General features: G+C 54.4%; 15 protein-coding genes. 8 read left to right on the forward strand and 7 right to left on the reverse strand.

The genetic code is table 11. The features are described from left to right. Nucleotides 1-36: 36 nt before the first annotated feature. Nucleotides 37-612, reverse strand: coding sequence for a helix-turn-helix domain-containing protein (locus HCZ99_RS10215; protein ID WP_167446887.1), 576 nt, complete (start codon nt 610-612; stop codon nt 37-39). Between the two features lie 96 nt (nt 613-708). On the opposite strand from HCZ99_RS10215, the gene HCZ99_RS10220 reads away from it, so the two are divergent. Continuing rightward, nucleotides 709-1,224 carry a GNAT family N-acetyltransferase gene (locus HCZ99_RS10220; protein WP_167446888.1) on the forward strand — a complete coding sequence of 172 codons (516 nt, stop codon included), beginning with the start codon at nt 709-711 and terminating at the stop codon, nt 1,222-1,224. 74 nt (nt 1,225-1,298) lie between these two features. On the opposite strand, the gene HCZ99_RS10225 is transcribed toward HCZ99_RS10220, so the two are convergent. Continuing rightward, on the reverse strand, nt 1,299-1,937 hold the full coding sequence (locus HCZ99_RS10225; RefSeq protein WP_167446889.1) for a LysE family translocator: 639 nt from the start codon (nt 1,935-1,937) through the stop codon (nt 1,299-1,301). A 133-nt stretch (nt 1,938-2,070) separates the two neighbouring features. Beyond that, nucleotides 2,071-2,319, reverse strand: a complete 249-nt coding sequence (locus HCZ99_RS10230) for a helix-turn-helix domain-containing protein (RefSeq protein ID WP_254869567.1) — start codon at nt 2,317-2,319, stop codon at nt 2,071-2,073. Between the two features lie 328 nt (nt 2,320-2,647). Here HCZ99_RS10230 and HCZ99_RS10235 point away from each other — a divergent pair, with 328 nt between their 5' ends. Next, entirely contained in the window at nt 2,648-6,946 is a 4,299-nt protein-coding gene (locus tag HCZ99_RS10235; protein WP_167446890.1) for an NACHT domain-containing protein, read from the forward strand. Here the strand turns inward: HCZ99_RS10235 and HCZ99_RS10240 are convergent. Beyond that, a complete protein-coding gene (locus tag HCZ99_RS10240; RefSeq protein WP_175581475.1) occupies nt 6,923-7,069 on the reverse strand; it encodes a hypothetical protein in 147 nt (48 codons plus the stop codon). The two genes, HCZ99_RS10235 and HCZ99_RS10240, sit on opposite strands and share 24 nt — an antisense overlap. A gap of 107 nt (nt 7,070-7,176) precedes the next feature. Further along, nucleotides 7,177-7,938 (reverse strand): IclR family transcriptional regulator, encoded by a 762-nt coding sequence (locus HCZ99_RS10245; RefSeq protein ID WP_167446891.1) that lies wholly within the window; start codon nt 7,936-7,938, stop codon nt 7,177-7,179. 123 nt (nt 7,939-8,061) lie between these two features. Here HCZ99_RS10245 and HCZ99_RS10250 point away from each other — a divergent pair, with 123 nt between their 5' ends. The 4 genes from HCZ99_RS10250 to HCZ99_RS10265 all read left to right on the forward strand — a co-directional run bounded on the left by HCZ99_RS10250 (nt 8,062) and on the right by HCZ99_RS10265 (nt 13,217). Next, entirely contained in the window at nt 8,062-9,843 is a 1,782-nt protein-coding gene (locus tag HCZ99_RS10250; RefSeq protein ID WP_254869568.1) for a thiamine pyrophosphate-requiring protein, read from the forward strand. A gap of 136 nt (nt 9,844-9,979) precedes the next feature. Continuing rightward, the gene (locus tag HCZ99_RS10255) at nt 9,980-10,453 is read left to right on the forward strand and encodes a cupin domain-containing protein (protein WP_167446892.1); all 474 of its coding nucleotides are present in this window, start codon (nt 9,980-9,982) and stop codon (nt 10,451-10,453) included. Between the two features lie 181 nt (nt 10,454-10,634). Beyond that, nucleotides 10,635-12,449 carry an alpha-amylase family glycosyl hydrolase gene (locus HCZ99_RS10260; RefSeq protein ID WP_167446893.1) on the forward strand — a complete coding sequence of 605 codons (1,815 nt, stop codon included), beginning with the start codon at nt 10,635-10,637 and terminating at the stop codon, nt 12,447-12,449. Between the two features lie 273 nt (nt 12,450-12,722). Continuing rightward, entirely contained in the window at nt 12,723-13,217 is a 495-nt protein-coding gene (locus HCZ99_RS10265) for a PAS domain-containing protein (protein WP_167446894.1), read from the forward strand. Between the two features lie 74 nt (nt 13,218-13,291). Here the strand turns inward: HCZ99_RS10265 and HCZ99_RS10270 are convergent, their stop codons facing one another. After that, on the reverse strand, nt 13,292-14,521 hold the full coding sequence (locus tag HCZ99_RS10270) for a glycosyl transferase (protein WP_167446895.1): 1,230 nt from the start codon (nt 14,519-14,521) through the stop codon (nt 13,292-13,294). After that, nucleotides 14,514-15,395, reverse strand: coding sequence for an HAD-IIB family hydrolase (locus HCZ99_RS10275; RefSeq protein ID WP_167446896.1), 882 nt, complete (start codon nt 15,393-15,395; stop codon nt 14,514-14,516). The genes HCZ99_RS10270 and HCZ99_RS10275 overlap by 8 nt, the downstream gene beginning before the upstream one ends. A 234-nt stretch (nt 15,396-15,629) precedes the next feature. Here HCZ99_RS10275 and HCZ99_RS10280 point away from each other — a divergent pair, with 234 nt between their 5' ends. Both HCZ99_RS10280 and pobA read left to right on the forward strand, forming a co-directional pair. Then, on the forward strand, nt 15,630-16,577 hold the full coding sequence (locus HCZ99_RS10280; RefSeq protein ID WP_167446897.1) for a substrate-binding periplasmic protein: 948 nt from the start codon (nt 15,630-15,632) through the stop codon (nt 16,575-16,577). Nucleotides 16,578-16,798: 221 nt separating this feature from the next. After that, a complete protein-coding gene (pobA, locus tag HCZ99_RS10285) occupies nt 16,799-17,965 on the forward strand; it encodes a 4-hydroxybenzoate 3-monooxygenase (RefSeq protein WP_167446898.1) in 1,167 nt (388 codons plus the stop codon). The last annotated feature ends 173 nt before the right edge of the window (nt 17,966-18,138 follow it).

Genomic DNA, 18,138 nt, shown 5'->3' on the forward strand with positions numbered 1-18,138 from the left:
GTCCTCTTGAGGCTTCGTCAGAGTTAAGGCGCGGGGTTAGCCCGGCGTGCTGCGGACCACGGTGACGAGGTACCGACAGTTTTCCGCGGTTTGATTTTCAAACATGCAGTTTTGCGGTGGGCCAAGCTCCAGACAGTCGCCTTGGTGGAGTTGATGGACCCGGTCGCCTTCGTGAAACAGCAATGTGCCGTCCAACACCCAGATCGCTTGTTGGATGAAGCTATAGGCGGAGGCGGGCATGGCGACCTTTTGCCCGGCGGGAAGATTAACTTCGACCATTTCCAGCGGAATTTTTTGTCCTGAAAGAACCTGACGCCGGCCATATCCGGTTTCGGGATCGGACCAGCGTGGCTGCTGATCGTGGCGGCGGACACCATGATGGACGGCATCGGTGCGTGACAGAAGGGCCGATACGGTCAGCGACAGCGCACCGGACAAGCGGCCAAGGACGGTTGCGGTCGGGCTGGCCTCGGCGCGTTCGATTTTGCTGATCATGGCCTTGGATACGCCCGACATCTGGGCAAAATGGCCAAGCGACCAGCCGCGGATTTCGCGTTCATGGCGAATGCGGGCCGACAGCCATGCGGTGGTGTCGTCTTCTATGTTGGTCATGAAATCACCAATCTGATTAAAAATCCCTATTGACTGTCTACTATAATGGAATATCGTTTCGCAACAGGGAATTAATAGGACAAACCGGAGGCCCCCATGCAGGTGCGTGACGCAACGGAAGATGATCTTTTGGACATTCTTGAAATCTATAATCAGGTGCTGCGCGATAGTACGGCGATTTATGATGACGAGCCATCGACCTTGGACGAGCGCCGCGATTGGTTTGATGATCGCAAAGCAAAGGGCTTTCCGGTGTTGGTGGCGGTGCGGGACGGGGTGGTTTTGGGGTTTGCATCGTACGGGCCGTGGCGCACGCGCTGGGGATATCGTTTTACGGTCGAACATTCCGTGCATGTACATGCCGATCATCGCGGTAAGGGCATTGGCGGTGCGCTGTTACGGCCGCTGATGGCCCACGCCAAGCAGGCGGGCATGCATGTGATGGTGGCGGGGATCGATGCGGAAAACGTCCATTCCATTCGTTTTCATGAACGGTTTGGTTTTGAGGTGGTCGGGCGTGCCAAACAGGTGGCGCGCAAATTTGACCGGTGGCTTGATCTGGTGACGATGCAGCTGTTTTTAGACGATGGGGATCACCCCCGCCCAGCGTAACGGGGCTGAAAGCGGAGTGCGGAGTGCGGAGTGCACAGTGTGATAAATGGCGTTTGGTTGGCGCGCGCTGGCAATTACAGCAAAGACAGTAAGGCCATGCTGACCGATGCAATCAGCATCAGGGCAAAGAGGATATTGATCGCCCGTCCGGCACGCGGATCCGACAGCAGGCGCGAAAACCCCGCGCCAAAGATCAGCCATGTTGTGTTGACCAGCACAATCACCAGCGTCAAGGCTGTGATTTTAAGCGTGTTGTTCAGCCAGACAGCGTTTTGCACGATGTGATGGCTGGCATAGACCGCGCCGATGGCGGCAAAGGCCTTGGGGTTGGCGATGGCCAACAGTACCCCACCCCGAAAATCGGGGGCGGTGGTTTCGGGGGGCTGCGCCATATTGTCTGCCGATATATTGTCCGCTGATCGGGCGGGTTTTACCGGGGCGGTGGCGATTTTCCATGCCAGATACAGAATATAAATCGTTGCCAGCACGGTCAGGATATGGCCGGCCACCGGGTGGGCGATCAGGGCGGTGGCAACCCCGGTTGCGACGAGTAGCAAAACGCATGTCGTGCCAATAATGATGCCCGATAAATAACCAAGGGCGGGCCGCACCCCAAAGGCCGAGCCGGTTGCCGCCAGGCTGATGGTGGCGGGGCCGGGGCTGCCCATCAGGGGCAAGGCCGCCAGCCAGAGAAGAAGAAGATTTTCCATCATTGTCGATGCGCCCGATCTGTTACACCCCGTTTTAAATAAGGTTTTGGTCAGCAGCTTGGTTCAACCGTTGGGGGCAAGAGTGCCATGGAGTGGACGGGCGCGTCTTGAACGATATTGGCAATTTTTATGCGGCTTAGTCTTTTCCGTACAGCGCGCGTTGCGCATTTTCAGCCGCTTGCATCAGCGCATTGAACAGCGTGTCACGTTTTTGGTCGAGCAAGGCCCCGGCATGAACCAGCGTGTGCAAAAACCGGTGCGCGTTGACCATGTTAATACCCAGGGCGTCGGCAGTTTCTTGTGCGGTGAGCTCTATTTTGCCCGCGGCAAACAGATCAAGAGTTTTAAACGCCTTAAGCACGGAGCCATTGAGCTGACTGGTCATGAGGATTTCCGGGGTTGTTTTAGGGTAAGCGCTTGCTTGACGGCGGCCTGATTTCAATCATAAACTATATTATAAATAGTTGGTTTAATTCTAAAAGTGTTGCCTTCAGCTCCCAAAATTGCCAACGATTTTTGAGCTTTGCCTAAAATAGGGCATAATCAATAATTGTTATGACAGTCCAGCATATTCGCTCATCACAATTTCCGACTTACCTTAATGGTATCGTCTTAACAAACAGCATGGGCGTGCCACGGTACTGGCCCACTGTTTGGGAGGCGATGCATGGTAGCTCTGTTCGTGCGAGCACTCTCATAGAAGATTTCCAATAATGATTGAGCGCACCTTTCAAAACATTCCCAGCGAAAAAATCAGCGAAGCCGATCAGCAATCGTTCTTAGTTAGTCTAGGTTGGGCAAGAGGATCTTCGTGGGATGATTTACTGCAATCGAAACGCGTACTGATAATCTCAGAGGCAGGTGCGGGAAAAACATACGAATGTCGCACTCAGGCGACGCATCTGTGGTCTGCGGGAGAACCAGCATTCTTCGTTGAGTTGGCCGCGCTGGCGACTGACGAACTTCGCAGCCTGCTAGATACCGATGAAGAAGCAAGGCTGGACGCTTGGCTTGCCTCACAGTCCGAGGTGGCGACATTTTTTCTGGACTCGATTGACGAGCTGAAATTGACGTTGGGTTCATTTGAGCGCGCGCTCAAACGACTGAAGAAGTGCATCGGAAATCAGCTTCACCGGACGCGGGTCGTCATCACGACCCGACCGATACCCTTCGACGAACAGCTAGTCCGAAACGTACTGCCTATTCCAGCCGCGCCGTCCTCGGAATCAAATGAAGAGACCTTTGCAAAGGTCGCGATGGGTGAGCCTCAGGCTCAACATGACAATAGAAGCAAGAACCAATCAGCCGAATGGCGGTCGGTAGCCTTGATGCCGCTGTCGGACAAGCAGATCGTCGATTTTTGTCGACAGCAGGGCGTGAGCGATCCCGATCTTCTTTTTGATGATCTACGACGTCGTAATGCTCTGGAGTTTGCACGTAGGCCTCAGGACCTCATTGAGTTGTGCGCGGACTGGCGTGAGCACAAGCGCATCCGAACGCATCGCGAACAGGTTGCCACGAATGTTCGAGTGAAGCTGCTTCCCCGCGACGACAGGCGTGAAACGGCGGAATTGTCCGTTGACAAGGCGATCGAAGGAGCTAGTCGGCTCGCGCTTGCAGCTCAGATGACGCGCCGTCTAACAATCCGTCATAGTGCAGCGTCCGACGATGTTGACGATGAGGCAGCCCTCGATCCTGCGATCATCCTGCCCGATTGGCAACCAAACGAACGAAAAGCACTGCTGGAGCGTCCGTTATTTGGCTTCGCTTCATATGGCCGGGTGCGCTTCCATCATCGCTCGGTGGCGGAGTATCTTGCTGCGGAGCGGCTAATAACTCTTCGAAGACAAGGTATGCCGTTTCGGGCCCTCAAGCGGCTTCTCTTCGCGGAAACCAAAGGCAAGACGATCGTTCGCCCGTCCAAGCGACCAGTGGCGGGTTGGTTAGCCTTGCAAGTACATGGGATATTTGAACTCTTGCGGGACAATGAGCCTGCCGTGCTCTTGGATGAAGGAGACCCAGAGTCGCTGACGGAAGCACAGCGAAATCAAGCTCTTCGCGCCTACGCTGAGCGTTACGGCCCTGGTGGCTGGAGAGGCCTTCAGGCACCCCACATTCAGGTCCATCGTTTTGCATCGAAAGAGCTGGCAGATGGAATCGACAGAATTTGGCGTAGAGGAGTAGAGAATCCAGATGTGCGAGAAGTCCTCATCAACCTTGTCGAGGCAGGCCGTATAGAAGATTGTGCTGACATCGTATTCGATATCACTCAGGACATTGCAGCACCTGCGGTTGAGCGCGTAATGGCTATTGATGCGTTAGTAGCCCTTGATGACGAGAGGCTCGGGAATATTGCTTCCAGTATAGCGGATGCTGACGATCTCTGGCCCGACGAAGTGGCCCGAGGTGCCGTCCTACGCCTTTTCCCCAAGTACATGTCGGTTGAACAGCTTTGTCGGACTCTTCGATGGACAAAGCGGGAGAAGCGGACTGTAGGCGACCTTAACTGGCAACTTCCACACCTGATAGCAGGATCGCCACTAGATTTCCCTGTCCTTGAAGAACTTCGTGATGGCCTCCTAGCGTTAGTCTCAGAGGGGCTTAGTTGGCGAAAAAGTTGGCCACATATTTCGAGTGATTGGCCACATCTCAGCGGAGCGCTCGCAGCAACGTGTGAACGCGGCCTCGGTATGAGCCAAGATGAGGCATGGTTGCATGCTGGCGCACTTGCCTTGCGATTACATCACCGGGACCATGGCAGCGATGAATCGATCAAATCGCTTCACGAACGACTCAGCAATCTGGATGCAGAGGGCAATGCTCGTCTCTTCTGGGTTGAGGACGCTATGCTCCAGTCGCTCTGTGAAGCCACAGACCCTTGGAAAAGGCTCGCAAAGATCACGATTTTCGATGGACCAGTCCAGCTTAGACCGGACCGAGATCTGACTTGGGTGAGCGAAGGGCTTGGCGACACGACCCGGGACACCGGTGAACGCGCTATACTCTTGGAGGCAGCGATCCGCCTGCCGCCGGATCGTGATACATGGAAAGAGCACGTTGAAGGACTTAGGCATCTCATAGTGGATGAGCCTTCATTCGTGCAAACGCTTGACGACTGGCTAAAGCCGTCGAAACACGGCAAAGAACATCGTCGTTCGGAAAAGAAGCAGGCGGAACGAAAAAAGCAAGAAGAGCGGCGAAAGGCCAAGGATCGCGCGAGTTGGATTCAGTTCTGGCGAGAAGTAGCCAATCAGCCTGAGAACGCATTCTCGACGGAGCGAAGCTGGAACACGGCTTGGAACTTGTGGCACGCCATGAGACACGATGGTGATGACAGCCGATCATCAGGTTGGAACCGGCGCTTCATTGAAGAGCAATTCAATCAAGAAACTGCCGACAAGCTTCGATGTGTGCTGATGAAGATCTGGCGCGATGATCACCCAACCTTTCCCAGCGAAAGGCCCGAAGGTGAGCGCAATAGATTTCTTGTACGTTGGCAACTTGGTCTGGCCGCGATATATGCCGAATCAGAGGACCCAGACTGGGCAGCTAAACTCAGCGCTGCAGAAGCTGAGCTAGCCGCGCGGTACGCTCTGATTGAACTGAACGGCCTTCCCCAATGGATCGAGTGTCTCGGAGATATACACCCAAACGCTTTGGACCGGACGCTTGGAAATGAACTGTCGTGGGAGCTGAGCCAGCCGCCAGGTGAGCATGCACATTCAGGCCTGCTTCAAGGAATTGGTTATACGCCAAAGAGAGCCGCAAGACTATTTTTGCCACGGCTGGAATCTTGGTTAGATGCCGGCGGGGATCGGATCAATGGCGCAGATAACGCGACTGGGATGACCGAAAGGGTTCGGAACGTCACACGGGTTATCTTGAAGCATGGCAATGATTTGGAAATTGAGAGACTTCGAGAACGGGCACTCCAAAGATTGGAGCAGCAATTGCCGTTTGCGCTGCGTGTTGTTTGGTTGCGTACCTTGATGCGGAGTGATCCGCGGGCGGGTGTCGAAAAGCTGGCTGATCAGATCGAGATAGTTGAACCATCTGAGCGATCAGACGCTGTGACATGGCTGGCCAGGCTCTTTGGAGATAGCCAATACGGAATTGGGTTGAGTGACGAAAGATTCACGCCGCAATTACTGCTGCGGCTGCTTCGCCTGGCCTATCGCCACGTTCGAATTAGAGACGATGTGCACCACGAAGGAACCTATTCACCGGACACTCGAGACAACGCAGAGCAGGCACGCAATAACATTGTATCGGCGTTGTTCAACGCGAAGGGCGAGGGGGGCTTCGCTGCAAAACTCGAGATGGCCGCAGATCCTTTGTGCGCTCATTTCAAGGATCGCATTTTGGCTGTGGCAGAAGAGAATTGGGCGCAAGAGATTGATGCTAACGCATTTGATGAGGCTCAAGCGGTAGCGCTTGATCGAAGGGGGGAAGCGTCTGCCTCAACGAATGAAGCCATGTTTGCGATTATGAAGGATAGGCTGTCTGATCTCGATGACCTTCTTCTCCGTGATGCTTCACCGCGAGAGGCTTGGGCAAGGATATCAGATGAGAAGGTCATGCGTCGAGAAATCGCGCGAGAGCTGAGCCATACCGCCAACTCGATCTACACTGTGGACCAAGAGGCCGTAACCGCAGACGAAAAAGAAACTGATATCAGATTGCGTTCCGTAGCCTCTAACTATGAGGCGGTGATCGAACTCAAGCTCGGGGATAAACGAACAGCTAAAGACTTGCGCGATACAATCGAGAATCAGCTGGTGAAAAAGTACATGGCAGCGGAGCACAGCCGGGCCGGTGCTTTGATGGTGACCCTTGCGAAAGATCGGACGTGGAAACATCCGGATGAAGGCCATAGTATCAACGTGGACGAACTTTTCTCCCTGCTGCGCAAAGAGGCGGAACGGATTGAAGAAGCGTTGGGTGGTGCCGTCTCAGTAGCTGTACATTTTCTTGACTTGCGGCCTCGGTTACCCCTTGAGAATGCCCGTTAAATAACCAAGGGCGGGCCGCACCCCAAAGGCAGAGCCGGTTGCGGCCAGGCTGATGGTGGCGGGGCCGGGGCTGCCCATCAGGGGCAAGGCCGCCAGCCAGAGAAGAAGAAGATTTTCCATCATTGTCGATGCGCCCGATCTGTAAATGCCGGTTTGGCTAAGCCGTTCGGATCAAGAGTGACATGTTTTGCGCGGGGGCGTCTTGAACGATATTGGCAATTTTGTGCGGATTAATCTTTTCCGTACAGGACGTGCTGGGCGTTTTCGGCGGCTTGGGTCAGGGCGTTTAATAAGGTATCGCGGTTTTGATCGAGCAAGGTGGGCGATGCGCCAAAGACCGAAAAGGCCGAAACCATGGTGCCGTGGCGCGTGGTGATGGGGACGGCGATGGCGTAAATATCGTGTTCGCGTTCGCCATTGTTGGTGGCAAAGCCCGCCTTGCGGATTTGGGCCAATTCGGATTTGAGTGCGGCCAGATCGGTGATGGTGTGATCGGTCATGCGGGCAAGCGTGGCCTTGGCGAAATAGCGGTCCTGATCGGCCGGTTTCATGTGGGCCAGCCATAGTTTGCCATGCGCGGTGCAAAAGGCATCAAGCTGTGATCCGATGCGGATATCGACATACAGCGCCCGGTGGGGCAGGGCCTTGGCAATGCAAACCGCCATATCGTGATCAAAGGCGGTGGCCATGCAGGCCTCGCCCGTTTCAGAGGCCAATTGATCCAAAATCGGTTGAAGGATGCCCGGCAAGTTGCCGTCATGCATCACCCGGTCCCCAAGATCGGCAAACATATATCCCAACCGAAAGACCCCGCGCGATGTGACGCGCAACGCCCCGGCATGAACCAGTGTGTGCAAAAACCGGTGGGCGGTGATCATGTTGATGCCCAGCGCGTCGGCGGTTTCCTGTGCGGTCAGTTCAACTTTGCCGACCGCAAACAGATCAAGAATTTTAAACGCCTTAAGCACGGAGCCATTGAGCTGACTGGTCATGTTGGTTTCCGGGGTTGTTTGCGTGCGCGGTTGCTTGACGGCAGGCTTCGTTCACGAATAAACTATATTATAAATCATATTTCAAATATAGAATTATCAAATGCGAAGGGCAAGAGGCGTCTGATGACGAACGAGAACCGGCACGTAAGCGAAACATCCGAAACATCCGCAGCATTGGAGGCATCTGGTGCATCCAAGCCAGCTGGCCAAATTACCCTGACCGCCGGTGGGGCGGTGTTGGCCCGGATGAAGGCGATTGGGATTGATTATATCTTTGCCAATTCGGGTACGGATTTTCCGCCGATCATCGAAGGACTGGCCGAGGCCGCCGCCAAGGACATCAAGCTTCCGCATGCGTTGATCATGCCGCATGAAAATGCCGCGATGGGCATGGCGCATGGCTATTACTTGGCGACCGGCAAGGCGCAGGCGGTGATGGCGCATACCAATGTGGGGCTTGCCAATTGTGCGATTGGGGCCATCAATGCCGCCACCGAACATGTGCCGGTTGTGTTGATGTCGGGCCGGACGCCGGTGATGGAAAAGGGCCGCCTTGGCGCGCGCACCGTGCCGATTGGCTGGGGCCAGGAAATGCGCGATCAGGCGGCGATGGTCCGTGAATCCACCAAATGGGAATATGAACTTAAATTTCCCGAACAGGTGCCCGATGTGGTGGACCGGGCCTATGCGATTGCGTCCTCTGTGCCCAAGGGGCCGGTTTATGTCAGCCTGCCGCGCGAAGTTTTGTGTGAACCGTGCCCGGGCGATCAGATTGACAGTCCGCTTCGCATGCAGCCAGTTCAGGTTGCCCCGCCGCAACCGAGTGTTGAGGCCGCCGCCGATATTCTGGCGAATGCCAAAAACCCGGTGATCATTGCCCAGCGCGGGACGGGAACCGAGCAGGCGTTTGGGCGCTTTGCCGAACTGGTTGATCAATGGGGCATTCCGGTGGTGCAATACTGGGCGATCCAGCTTGCCCTTGATACCGATCATCCGATGCAGGCGGGCATGGACCCGGCCCGGTGGTTAAAGGATGCCGATGCGGTGGTGGTGATTGATTGTTTGGCCCCATGGTCGCCTGATATTCATGAATTGCGCGGCGATTGCAAAGTGGTGCAGATCGGGCAAAATCCACTTTATTCCCGGTTCCCGGGGCGGAATTTTGCCGCCGATCTTTCGCTGTGTGGGGAAACCGGCGATGTGATCATGATGCTGGCCGATGCGATGGATTGCCGGTATGGGGATCATAAATCGGTGTGCGCGGATCGTCGGGAAACGGTCGCTGCCATCAATGCCGAAACCCGCAAAAAGGCGCTGGCAACGGCGGATGCCGGGGCGGTGGACCCGATGAGCAAGGCCTTTGTTTCGCGTTGCTTGTCCGAAGCAATCGCCAATCGCCCGGCGACGGTGTTTTCCGAGCTTGGCTGCCCGCTGGAGCCGTTGTCGTTATCGGACCATAGCAGTTGGTTCCAAGAACCGCATTCAGGTGGGCTTGGCTGGTCGTTCCCGGCATCGATGGGCTATCAATTGGCCGATAAGGATAAGCTTGTCGTCGCGACCATGGGCGATGGGTCCTATATGTTTGCCAACCCGACGGCGTGCCATCAGATTGCCGAGGCGCTTGAACTGCCGATCCTGATCCTTGTTTTGAACAACAATGAATGGGGGGCGGTGCGCCAATCGGTGGCGGGGATGTATCCGGATGGCTATGCGGCGAAAACCAATGAAATGCCGTTAACCGCCCTTAAACCCAGCCCGGATTTCACCAAGGTTGCCGAGGCCAGCCGCGCCTGGGTTGCCAAGGCCAACCGTGCCGAAGATTTGCCCGGAATTTTACGCGATGCGATCAAGCATATCGATACCAACCGCACCCATGCGCTGGTTGAGGTGACGATTGCGCCGTAACGGCGTTGATGGGCACCAGTGACGAAGACGGGCACGGATCAGATCGGTGCCCGTTTTTATATGTACACAGATCGCCATCGCCCTATGATCGCGGGCGGTATGCCAGATAAAAACCAAAAAGGTCGAAAGCGCAGCGATGACAATCACGAAAGACGATGGGGTAACTCAGGGAAATGCTGCGCAAAAGAATGTTGGGTCAAAGCCCGACATTGATGTGCATGACGGGGTGGTGTTGCTTGATAGCGGGGTGAACTTTGTGGGCGAGCAGGTGCATTACCCAAAAGGTGTCGCCAAGATCAAATCAATGCTGGCGACCATGGAACCCGGGCAAACCACCGGCTGGCACAAACATGGTGTGCCGACGTATGGCTATATCCTTGAGGGTCAGATTACGGTTGATTACGGCGATGCGGGTAAGACGACCTATTATGCCGGGGACGGGGTTCTTGAGGCGATGGATCATTGGCATGATGGGGTGAATGATGGGGATGTGCCCGCCCGTGTCGTGGTTGTCTTTATGGGGGCCGAAGGGGCACAGAACGTGATTTATCCGGATGATCAGCTAGGCGATGATGCCGGTCAAGCGAACGCGTTGGGCAAAAAGCCGTAATCGCGTGCGGTGTTTTGCGGGCTGTTTATCCAGAATTTTCTGTGTGGAAAACGATATTTCACAAAGTGTTAAGTGATTTTTTGAATATTTATGCCTAGTTTGCTAGCAGGTTGAAATGCCTGCTTGCATCGCAGGCAAATTCATTATTTGATTGATGCGATATTTCTTAAAAGGAGCCACCATGGATCGTGTTGTTGGAACATCAGGACGGATTGCGTTTGCCAGTGCGATGCGCAACCTGCTTGCGGATGTGTATCCCGAACATGACCATGCCGAATTGGTGCGCCGCGTGTTTGAGGTTCTTGGCCTGCCGCTTGAGGGGGATGGACCGGAACCGTGCGAAGAAAACCTGCGCAAGTGGGATCAGCGCGATGCGTTTTTGATCACCTATGGCGATAGCATCCATCAGGACGGCAAAAACGGCCTTGAGAGCCTGAACGCGTTTCATAGCAAATGGCTTAAAGACTGGCTGACCGGGGTGCATATCCTGCCGTTTCATCCGTTTACGTCTGATGATGGCTTTTCGGTCAGTGATTTTAGCATGCTTCGCCCGGAACTTGGCACGTGGGAAGATGTCGCCGCGTTATCGGAAAATGCCACCGTGATGGCCGACCTTGTCGCCAACCATATTTCCGCATCCCACCCATGGTATCAGCAGTTTTTGGCCGGGGAAAAACCCGGTGTCGATTACATCAAAACAGCCAGCCTTGAGGATGATTTATCCGACGTGGTGCGCCCGCGCAGCCATGCGTTGCTGAATGATGTTGTGACCAAAAATGGCGAAAAACACGTTTGGTGTACGTTTAGCTATGATCAGGTCGATCTGGATTACGGCAACCCGGATGTGTTTTTTGAAATCCTGAAAATTGTTCTGGAGTACCTTAAGCACGGGGTGCGGGTTGTGCGCCTTGATGCGATTGGGTTTATCTGGAAAGAAGCCGGGACCACGTCGATCAATCTTGAACAAACCCACAAGATTATCAAGGCGTTGCGATTGGCGACCAATGCGGTGCATCCGGACGCGATTTTCATCACGGAAACCAATTTGCCGCTGTTGGAAAACCTTTCTTATTTCGGCAATCAGGATGAAGCGCACCTGATTTATAACTTCTCGCTGCCGCCAGTGATTATTCACGCGTTGCTGAGCGGGCGGAGCAATTATATCCGCAAATGCATCATGGCGATGCCACCGGCCCCGGCGGGCTGCACGTTCTTTAACTTTACCGCCAGCCATGATGGTATTGGGTTGCGCCCGGCCGAAAACCTGATCCCGGATGAGGATATTGATGGTTTGCGCGATCATGCGGTCAAGATGGGTGGCCAGGTCAGTTACCGTGCGCTTAAGGGCGGCGGGCAAAAGCCTTATGAGTTGAATGTCACCCTGTTTAGCATGTTGGCCGAAAACTTTGCCGGTGAAGCGACCATGGGGCTTGAGCGGTTTGTCATGAGCCAGGCGATTGCCATGTCGCTTGAAGGTATTCCAGCCATTTACATTCAAACCATCCTGTCGACGCAAAATGATCAAAAGGCGTTTGAGGAAACCGGCATTCCGCGCCGCCTTAATCGCAAGGTCTGGCAGCTTGACGATGCCGAACGGGTCTTGACCGAAGAAGGTCCGGCCAAATCGGCATTTGATCAGTTGCGCGCATTGATGTCGATCCGCGAAGGGCAGCCCGCATTTCACCCCAATGCCACGCAATATACCCTTAACCTTGGGTCGGAATTGCTGGGTGTTTGGCGTCAGTCACATTTGAATGAACAAAGCATTTTCTGTGTGTTTAACCTGACGGAAAGGCCACAAGAGCTTGATCTGTCGAAAATCAATCTGATCATGACCGAAGGCTGGCAAGAGCTGATTACCCAGCAAGTGATCGAGGATTATGATGGGGTTTTGACACTGGCGCCGTATCAGATCGTCTGGATTTCCAACACAGATGGCCGCAACCGCACCGAAAGCCGCCTGTTGCAGCGGTACCGGGATGCGATGCCGGTGTAAGGACTGCGTAGCGCGAGCTATTCATCCTTCCCGCGTGCGGTATCTGAAAACACAAAGCTGAATTTCCAAAGAACGAAGTGTCCCACCTTGCGTGGGCCGCTTCGTTGCGGCGTTTTTGACGGTGCGCTGGTGAGGCGTGGTGGGTGAAAACCGGCAATTTCGGGGTGTGTTAGCCTTGTCCTGGCGGGGTGGCTTTCCCATTTTTGGTTTTAGGGGATAAGAGGCTGGCCGTTTTGGGTTTTGGGGCAGCGCGGTGGTTCTGAGAGGGAAGGTATGGCGCGGTTTCGACCAAGAGAGAGCAAGGAGCTTGTATCTGACGCGATCCCTGTGGAAGCGCCGTATGAAGCCCATCGGCTGTTGGCGTTTTGGAAAGACCATGCGCGCGATGGGATGATCCCCAGTCGTGATGATTTTACGCCCGATAACTTGCTGCTGTGGATCGAAGATATCAGCATTTATGAATATCATCCGGAAAAGGACGATTATCAGATTTTGCTGGAAGGTGAGAATATTGTCGCGTTGAGCGGGGAAGACTGGCGCGGGGCCTATGCCCGCGAAATCGATTGTCGCTATGCCGCATCGTTGCATGCAGCATTGTCAAAGGCGCGCCGCACGGGGCAGGCGCAAATTCATCTGGTTCATATTTTTCAGAAACAGTGGCTGCGCGGGGTGCGGTTGTTATTGCCCGTGCGCCGGGTTGGCAAGCGTGAGGGGGAGGAAGATCTTCTTCAAATCTTCCTCGCCATTTTTCCGATGCCAGCCGAATAGCGCACAAGCCGGTTATGATCAGGGATCAGCAGGAGATGCGTGGGCTGATCACAGGGGCCGAGTTATTCGGCGGGTTATTTGCCAATATCCATGTCGTTGAGGTCATCTTCGACCGCACCCGAGAGATGTTCGAAGATATCGCCCATCGCACTTTCAACGCGCTGCCAGCTTGGAATGAACGGGCTTTCGAGCGGGTTTTCAAGATAGTGCTGACCGGCACTGATGATGACTTCGGACAGGACCTCGACGCATTTTTCTTCTTCGTCACGGTTGATCTTTAGCCCGTTAAACAGGGCATCGGCGCGGTATTGTTCGATCAAATCCAAGGCCACACGATAATAGGTCGCCTTTAGGGTGCGGAAGGTTTCCGGGGTAAATACCGTGCCCTGGGTGGCGAGTTTGCGGAACAGGGATTTGGCAATGTCACTTGCCATGCGTGACAGGCCGTCATCTTTTTCGGCCGGGTCAAATTCGCGGTGTTTATGGTCATAAATATCGGCGATATCGACCTGGGCCAAACGATGGACCGTATGGTTGCGATACATTTCCGACAGCATGGAAACTTCAAGCCCCCAATCGGACGCCACGCGCAGGCCATAGGCCACATCGGTGCGAATGGCAATTTCGCCCGACAGCGCGTAGCGGAAGGAATCAAGATAATTGAGGAAATCGGTTTTGCCGACCACCTGTTTGAGTGCGCGGATCAAGGGGGTGACAAACAGGCGGCAAACGCGGCCCTTAAGCGTGCCATTGGCAACGCGGGCGTAATATCCCTTGGCAAAGGCGAAGTTAAACGCCGGATTGGCAATCGGATACATCAGTTTGGCCGGAAGGTCGGGCGTGTAGGTCGCGATATCGCAATCATGGATACCAATGACCGAACTGCGCCCGGTGGCCAGTGTATAGCCCATGCAATACCAAACATTTCGGCCCTTGCCCGGCTCGTACCGCGCCAGATCAAAATCAGCCAGACGATCATGCACACCGCGCAGGCGCGGGCCATCATTCCACAGAATGCGCACATGTTGCGGCAGGTCTTTGAAAAATTCGCGCGCGTGCAAATATTGCTGTGCATTCGCACGATCAAGCCCGACAACGATTTGATCGATATAGGTGGCTTGTTTCAGGCCATTGAGGATGGTCGTCATGGCCGGTGTTTCAAGTTCGGAATACAGGCAGGGCAGGATAAGTGTTTGGCGCCGTTGTCTTGCGAAGGCGCTCATTTCATAGGCGAGTTCTTCGGGGTTGCGGTCAAGAATACGGTGCAGCGTCGTGATGGGGCCGCCCTGATGAAAATCAGCCATGAAGTACCTCGCTTTTCTTATTGGTATTGGTGATGTGATCAAGAATGGATTGAAGTGCCGCATTCCAGCCCGCCGGGCCGGGATAAGGTGCGATCCTAAGATCGGGATGTGTCAGAAGGGGTTCGGTGTTTGTGCCGCGTTTTGGCGGAATTTGCACCGCGATATCGGCCGCGGCCAACATCGGAATATCATTGGCGGAATCGCCCAGCGCGATGGTGGTGATGCCGCTGGTTTTCGCGGTGCTGTCCCTCTCATTTGCGTCATCGGTACCGGTGGTGCTTGGCGCGCCGTTAAGGCGCCCGCCAGCAATCAGCCGTTCGATCATCCGCGTCATGGCCGCCCCCTTGTTGGATGGGCCGCACAGAGTATGGAAACGTCCGCCTTTGACTAGCTTTAGCGAAAATTGCGCGGCGATGTCGGTGGCAATCGCGATGTCTTGTTCGCTGGGTTGCCAGATCAACGGGTCAGAGCAATGGCGTTGCCCGGCCCGGATCGCATCATCAAGCGGCAGGCCGGTTTCAGTCGCGATGATTTCGGGCGATACGGTGCGAAAGCTGCCCAGCGGGACATTGATCGCGGCCCGGATTTTTTCGCGCGCATCATCGATTTTTTGCGGCAGGGGGCCGGGTTGTTCGATTTCATCACCCAGCGAAATGACCCCGCCATTTTCGCCAATCAACCCGTCAAACAGGCCGAAATTTTGTTGGATATGATTAAGTTCGGCCAGTGTTTTCGATGATACCGCGATCAGTGGGATGCCGGATGCATGAATGCGTTCGATCGCAGGACGGGCATCGTCCCAGCGATAGTCATCATGATCAAGAAGTGTGCCGTCAAGATCGGTGAAAATGGCGATGTTACCTGATTTTTGCATCGTCCCGTTCTGCCCGTATTTTTTTGAATTATTAGACACCCCTGGATGAAGGGCCGGACGCACAGCTTAGCACAGCGATTGTGGCAGTGCGACAGTAGCACGATGAATTTTTACGCAAGATGTTGTTTTGATGAAAAATAATGCGTATTGCCCCGCAGGCGATTTTGATGGTGTGATGCATTCGTTTGGCGTTAGGGTGATTTTACGCACGGCTGTAAAGGTTTGGGGTTTTAAATGGCATCTTGCCGATGGTTCCCGGTGGTTTTGTTCTGCTTGATGGCGGTGTTTGCCACCATCGACCAAATACGACCATCGCATGCGGCGGGTCACTCAGGTGTACATCACGTAAGTCACGGATCGTTGTGGCATGCCCCCGGATCGGATGGGGCGCGTGGGCGTGGGCAAAAGCCCCTTAACGGGGATGCCAAAACACGCCCGATGACATCAGATGCCTCAGCACCCTCGCGCGAGATTGTTTTTGCGGTGGGCAATTGGGCGCCGATGGTTGGCGAAAATGCCGAGGGGTTTGGCATTCATTCCAAACGCGTTATCGCGGTGTTTAAGGCAATGGGGTATCACCCGCGACTTGAATTTATGCCGTGGCGGCGGGCCTATGAACTAACGCGCCGCGGGGAATATGCCGCGACATTTTCATGGGTGCAGTCATTTGATCGTGGCGAACAGTTTTACATTCCCGAGCATCCGATCGCGCAATCCAATCAAACGTTCTTTTATAAAAAGTCGCGCTTCCCCAATGGGCTTGATCTTACGTCGCTCAGCGATTTGGCCGACTTTGGCCTGCGCCCGGTTGGGGTGGCGTCCTATTGGTATGAAGAGGCCTATGATTATTTGGGGATTCCGGCCGATATGGTGACCAATCCGGAATCCGCGTGGCGGTTTTTGGATGCCAACCGTGCGGACGTGTTTTTAGAAGAAGAAGAGGTCGGCAAGCGTGATATGGCGGCGTATCTTGGCCCTGATGCGCAAGAACGCTATGTGATTTCGGCGCCGGTCAAAACAGACGATATGTTCGTTTTCTTTTCCCGGCAGCATCCCGATGGCTGGTCACTTGCCACGGCGTTTGATGCGTTTCTTGAGACAGAAGAAGGTCTGGCATTATGTCGCCAATGGCGCGCCTGTGCCAAGGCTGCCAAGGTGCCGGTCAGCAACTACCCGCAATAATTCGCGGCCCGTTCGCTGGGCTATGATCGGCTGTTAAAACCAATCGCACAGTATCCATAACTGTGTCGCCATACATGTTCGATTTGTCCGGTTATTATCCCGGTTTGTCCATTCTTCCCACAGATGTTCAGGCGTATTGTTTCCTTGGGCAGGGCCGTTGAACGGTTCTTAATCCCGATAAAAAAAGAAACATAAAACATTGATCTTGTGAGGAAAACGTCATGCACGTCCCTGTTGTCATTGTCGGCTCAGGCCCGGCAGGCCTGCTTTTATCCCATCTGTTGCATGTGCAGGGCATTTCATCGGTTATCTTGGAACGCAAAAGCCGCGACTATGTCGAAGGTCGCGTGCGCGCCGGCGTTTTGGAGATGGGCACGGTTGGCCTGATGGAGCGTGTCGGCGTTGATGCGCGCATGAAAAAAGAAGGCATCGTGCATGGCGGCATCTATATCAGTGTCAATGGCACGCGCCAGCATGTGAATATCGAAGAATTAACCGGCGGATCGACGGTGATGGTCTATGGCCAGACCGAAGTGACCAAGGACCTGATTGCAGCACGGCTTGCCCATGGCGGCGAGATCGTGTTTGAGGCCGAAGACGTCAGCCTGCATGACATTGAAAGCGATAAGCCGCGCGTTCGTTATATGAAGGACGGCAACCCGGTAGAGCTGACATGTGATTATATTGCCGCCTGTGACGGGTTCCATGGGGTGGGGCGCCAAACAATGCCCGGTGTGAAGGAGCTTGAAAAAGTATACCCGTTTGGCTGGCTGGGGGTGTTGGCCCATGCCAAGCCGGTGGCAGACGAGCTGATTTATGCCAAGCATGACCGGGGGTTTGCGCTGTGTTCGATGCGGTCCGAAACCGTGGTGCGCCATTATGTTCAGGTGCCAAGTTCCGATAAAATCGAAGATTGGTCCGATGACCGGTTTTGGCAGGAATTGCGCACACGTCTTGGCGAAGAAGACGCCGAATTGGTCAATGAAGGCGAGGTGTTTGAAAAAAGCATCGCCCAGTTGAGGAGCTTTGTCGCCGAACCGATGCAGCATGGGCGATTGTTTCTGGCCGGGGATGCGGCCCATATTGTGCCGCCAACCGGGGCAAAGGGGCTTAACCTTGCGGCGAGTGACGTGCATTACCTGTCAGAGGCATTGATCGCGAAATACAAACATAATCGATCTGATTTGATGGAAAGCTATTCCGACACGGCCTTGGCCCGGGTGTGGAAGGCCGAGCGGTTTTCATGGTGGATGACCACGATGCTGCATCAATTTGACGATGATTGGCAGTTTGATGGCCGCATTCGCGATGCGGAATTGAGCTATATTTTGTCGTCAAAAGCCGGATTAACGACACTTGCGGAAAATTATGTCGGCTTGCCGTATTAATTTTTGCGCGGTGTGCTGATTTATTATTGGCGGAGTATCGCGGTTTTTTGGCGTTTTTTGCAAATGTGCGGATCGTGTGTTGGGGCTGCCCGCAAAAGATCACAATTAAATGCGGAACTCATGGCGTACCAAACACGTTCTTTGTGTGTAGCTGTTTTCAATCAAATAGGAGA

The organism is Thalassospira lucentensis (assembly GCF_011806425.1).
In the GTDB taxonomy this organism is placed as follows: domain Bacteria; phylum Pseudomonadota; class Alphaproteobacteria; order Rhodospirillales; family Thalassospiraceae; genus Thalassospira; species Thalassospira lucentensis_B.

What these genes read in the sequence shown, in the direction of transcription:
- HCZ99_RS10215 (WP_167446887.1), bottom strand. Translation starts at nt 612, where the DNA reads ATGACCAACATAGAAGACGACACCACCGCATGGCTGTCGGCCCGCATT.
- HCZ99_RS10220 (WP_167446888.1), top strand. Translation starts at nt 709, where the DNA reads ATGCAGGTGCGTGACGCAACGGAAGATGATCTTTTGGACATTCTTGAA.
- HCZ99_RS10225 (WP_167446889.1), bottom strand. Translation starts at nt 1,937, where the DNA reads ATGATGGAAAATCTTCTTCTTCTCTGGCTGGCGGCCTTGCCCCTGATG.
- HCZ99_RS10230 (WP_254869567.1), bottom strand. Translation starts at nt 2,319, where the DNA reads ATGACCAGTCAGCTCAATGGCTCCGTGCTTAAGGCGTTTAAAACTCTT.
- HCZ99_RS10235 (WP_167446890.1), top strand. Translation starts at nt 2,648, where the DNA reads ATGATTGAGCGCACCTTTCAAAACATTCCCAGCGAAAAAATCAGCGAA.
- HCZ99_RS10240 (WP_175581475.1), bottom strand. Translation starts at nt 7,069, where the DNA reads ATGATGGAAAATCTTCTTCTTCTCTGGCTGGCGGCCTTGCCCCTGATG.
- HCZ99_RS10245 (WP_167446891.1), bottom strand. Translation starts at nt 7,938, where the DNA reads ATGACCAGTCAGCTCAATGGCTCCGTGCTTAAGGCGTTTAAAATTCTT.
- HCZ99_RS10250 (WP_254869568.1), top strand. Translation starts at nt 8,062, where the DNA reads ATGACGAACGAGAACCGGCACGTAAGCGAAACATCCGAAACATCCGCA.
- HCZ99_RS10255 (WP_167446892.1), top strand. Translation starts at nt 9,980, where the DNA reads ATGACAATCACGAAAGACGATGGGGTAACTCAGGGAAATGCTGCGCAA.
- HCZ99_RS10260 (WP_167446893.1), top strand. Translation starts at nt 10,635, where the DNA reads ATGGATCGTGTTGTTGGAACATCAGGACGGATTGCGTTTGCCAGTGCG.
- HCZ99_RS10265 (WP_167446894.1), top strand. Translation starts at nt 12,723, where the DNA reads ATGGCGCGGTTTCGACCAAGAGAGAGCAAGGAGCTTGTATCTGACGCG.
- HCZ99_RS10270 (WP_167446895.1), bottom strand. Translation starts at nt 14,521, where the DNA reads ATGGCTGATTTTCATCAGGGCGGCCCCATCACGACGCTGCACCGTATT.
- HCZ99_RS10275 (WP_167446896.1), bottom strand. Translation starts at nt 15,395, where the DNA reads ATGCAAAAATCAGGTAACATCGCCATTTTCACCGATCTTGACGGCACA.
- HCZ99_RS10280 (WP_167446897.1), top strand. Translation starts at nt 15,630, where the DNA reads ATGGCATCTTGCCGATGGTTCCCGGTGGTTTTGTTCTGCTTGATGGCG.
- pobA (WP_167446898.1), top strand. Translation starts at nt 16,799, where the DNA reads ATGCACGTCCCTGTTGTCATTGTCGGCTCAGGCCCGGCAGGCCTGCTT.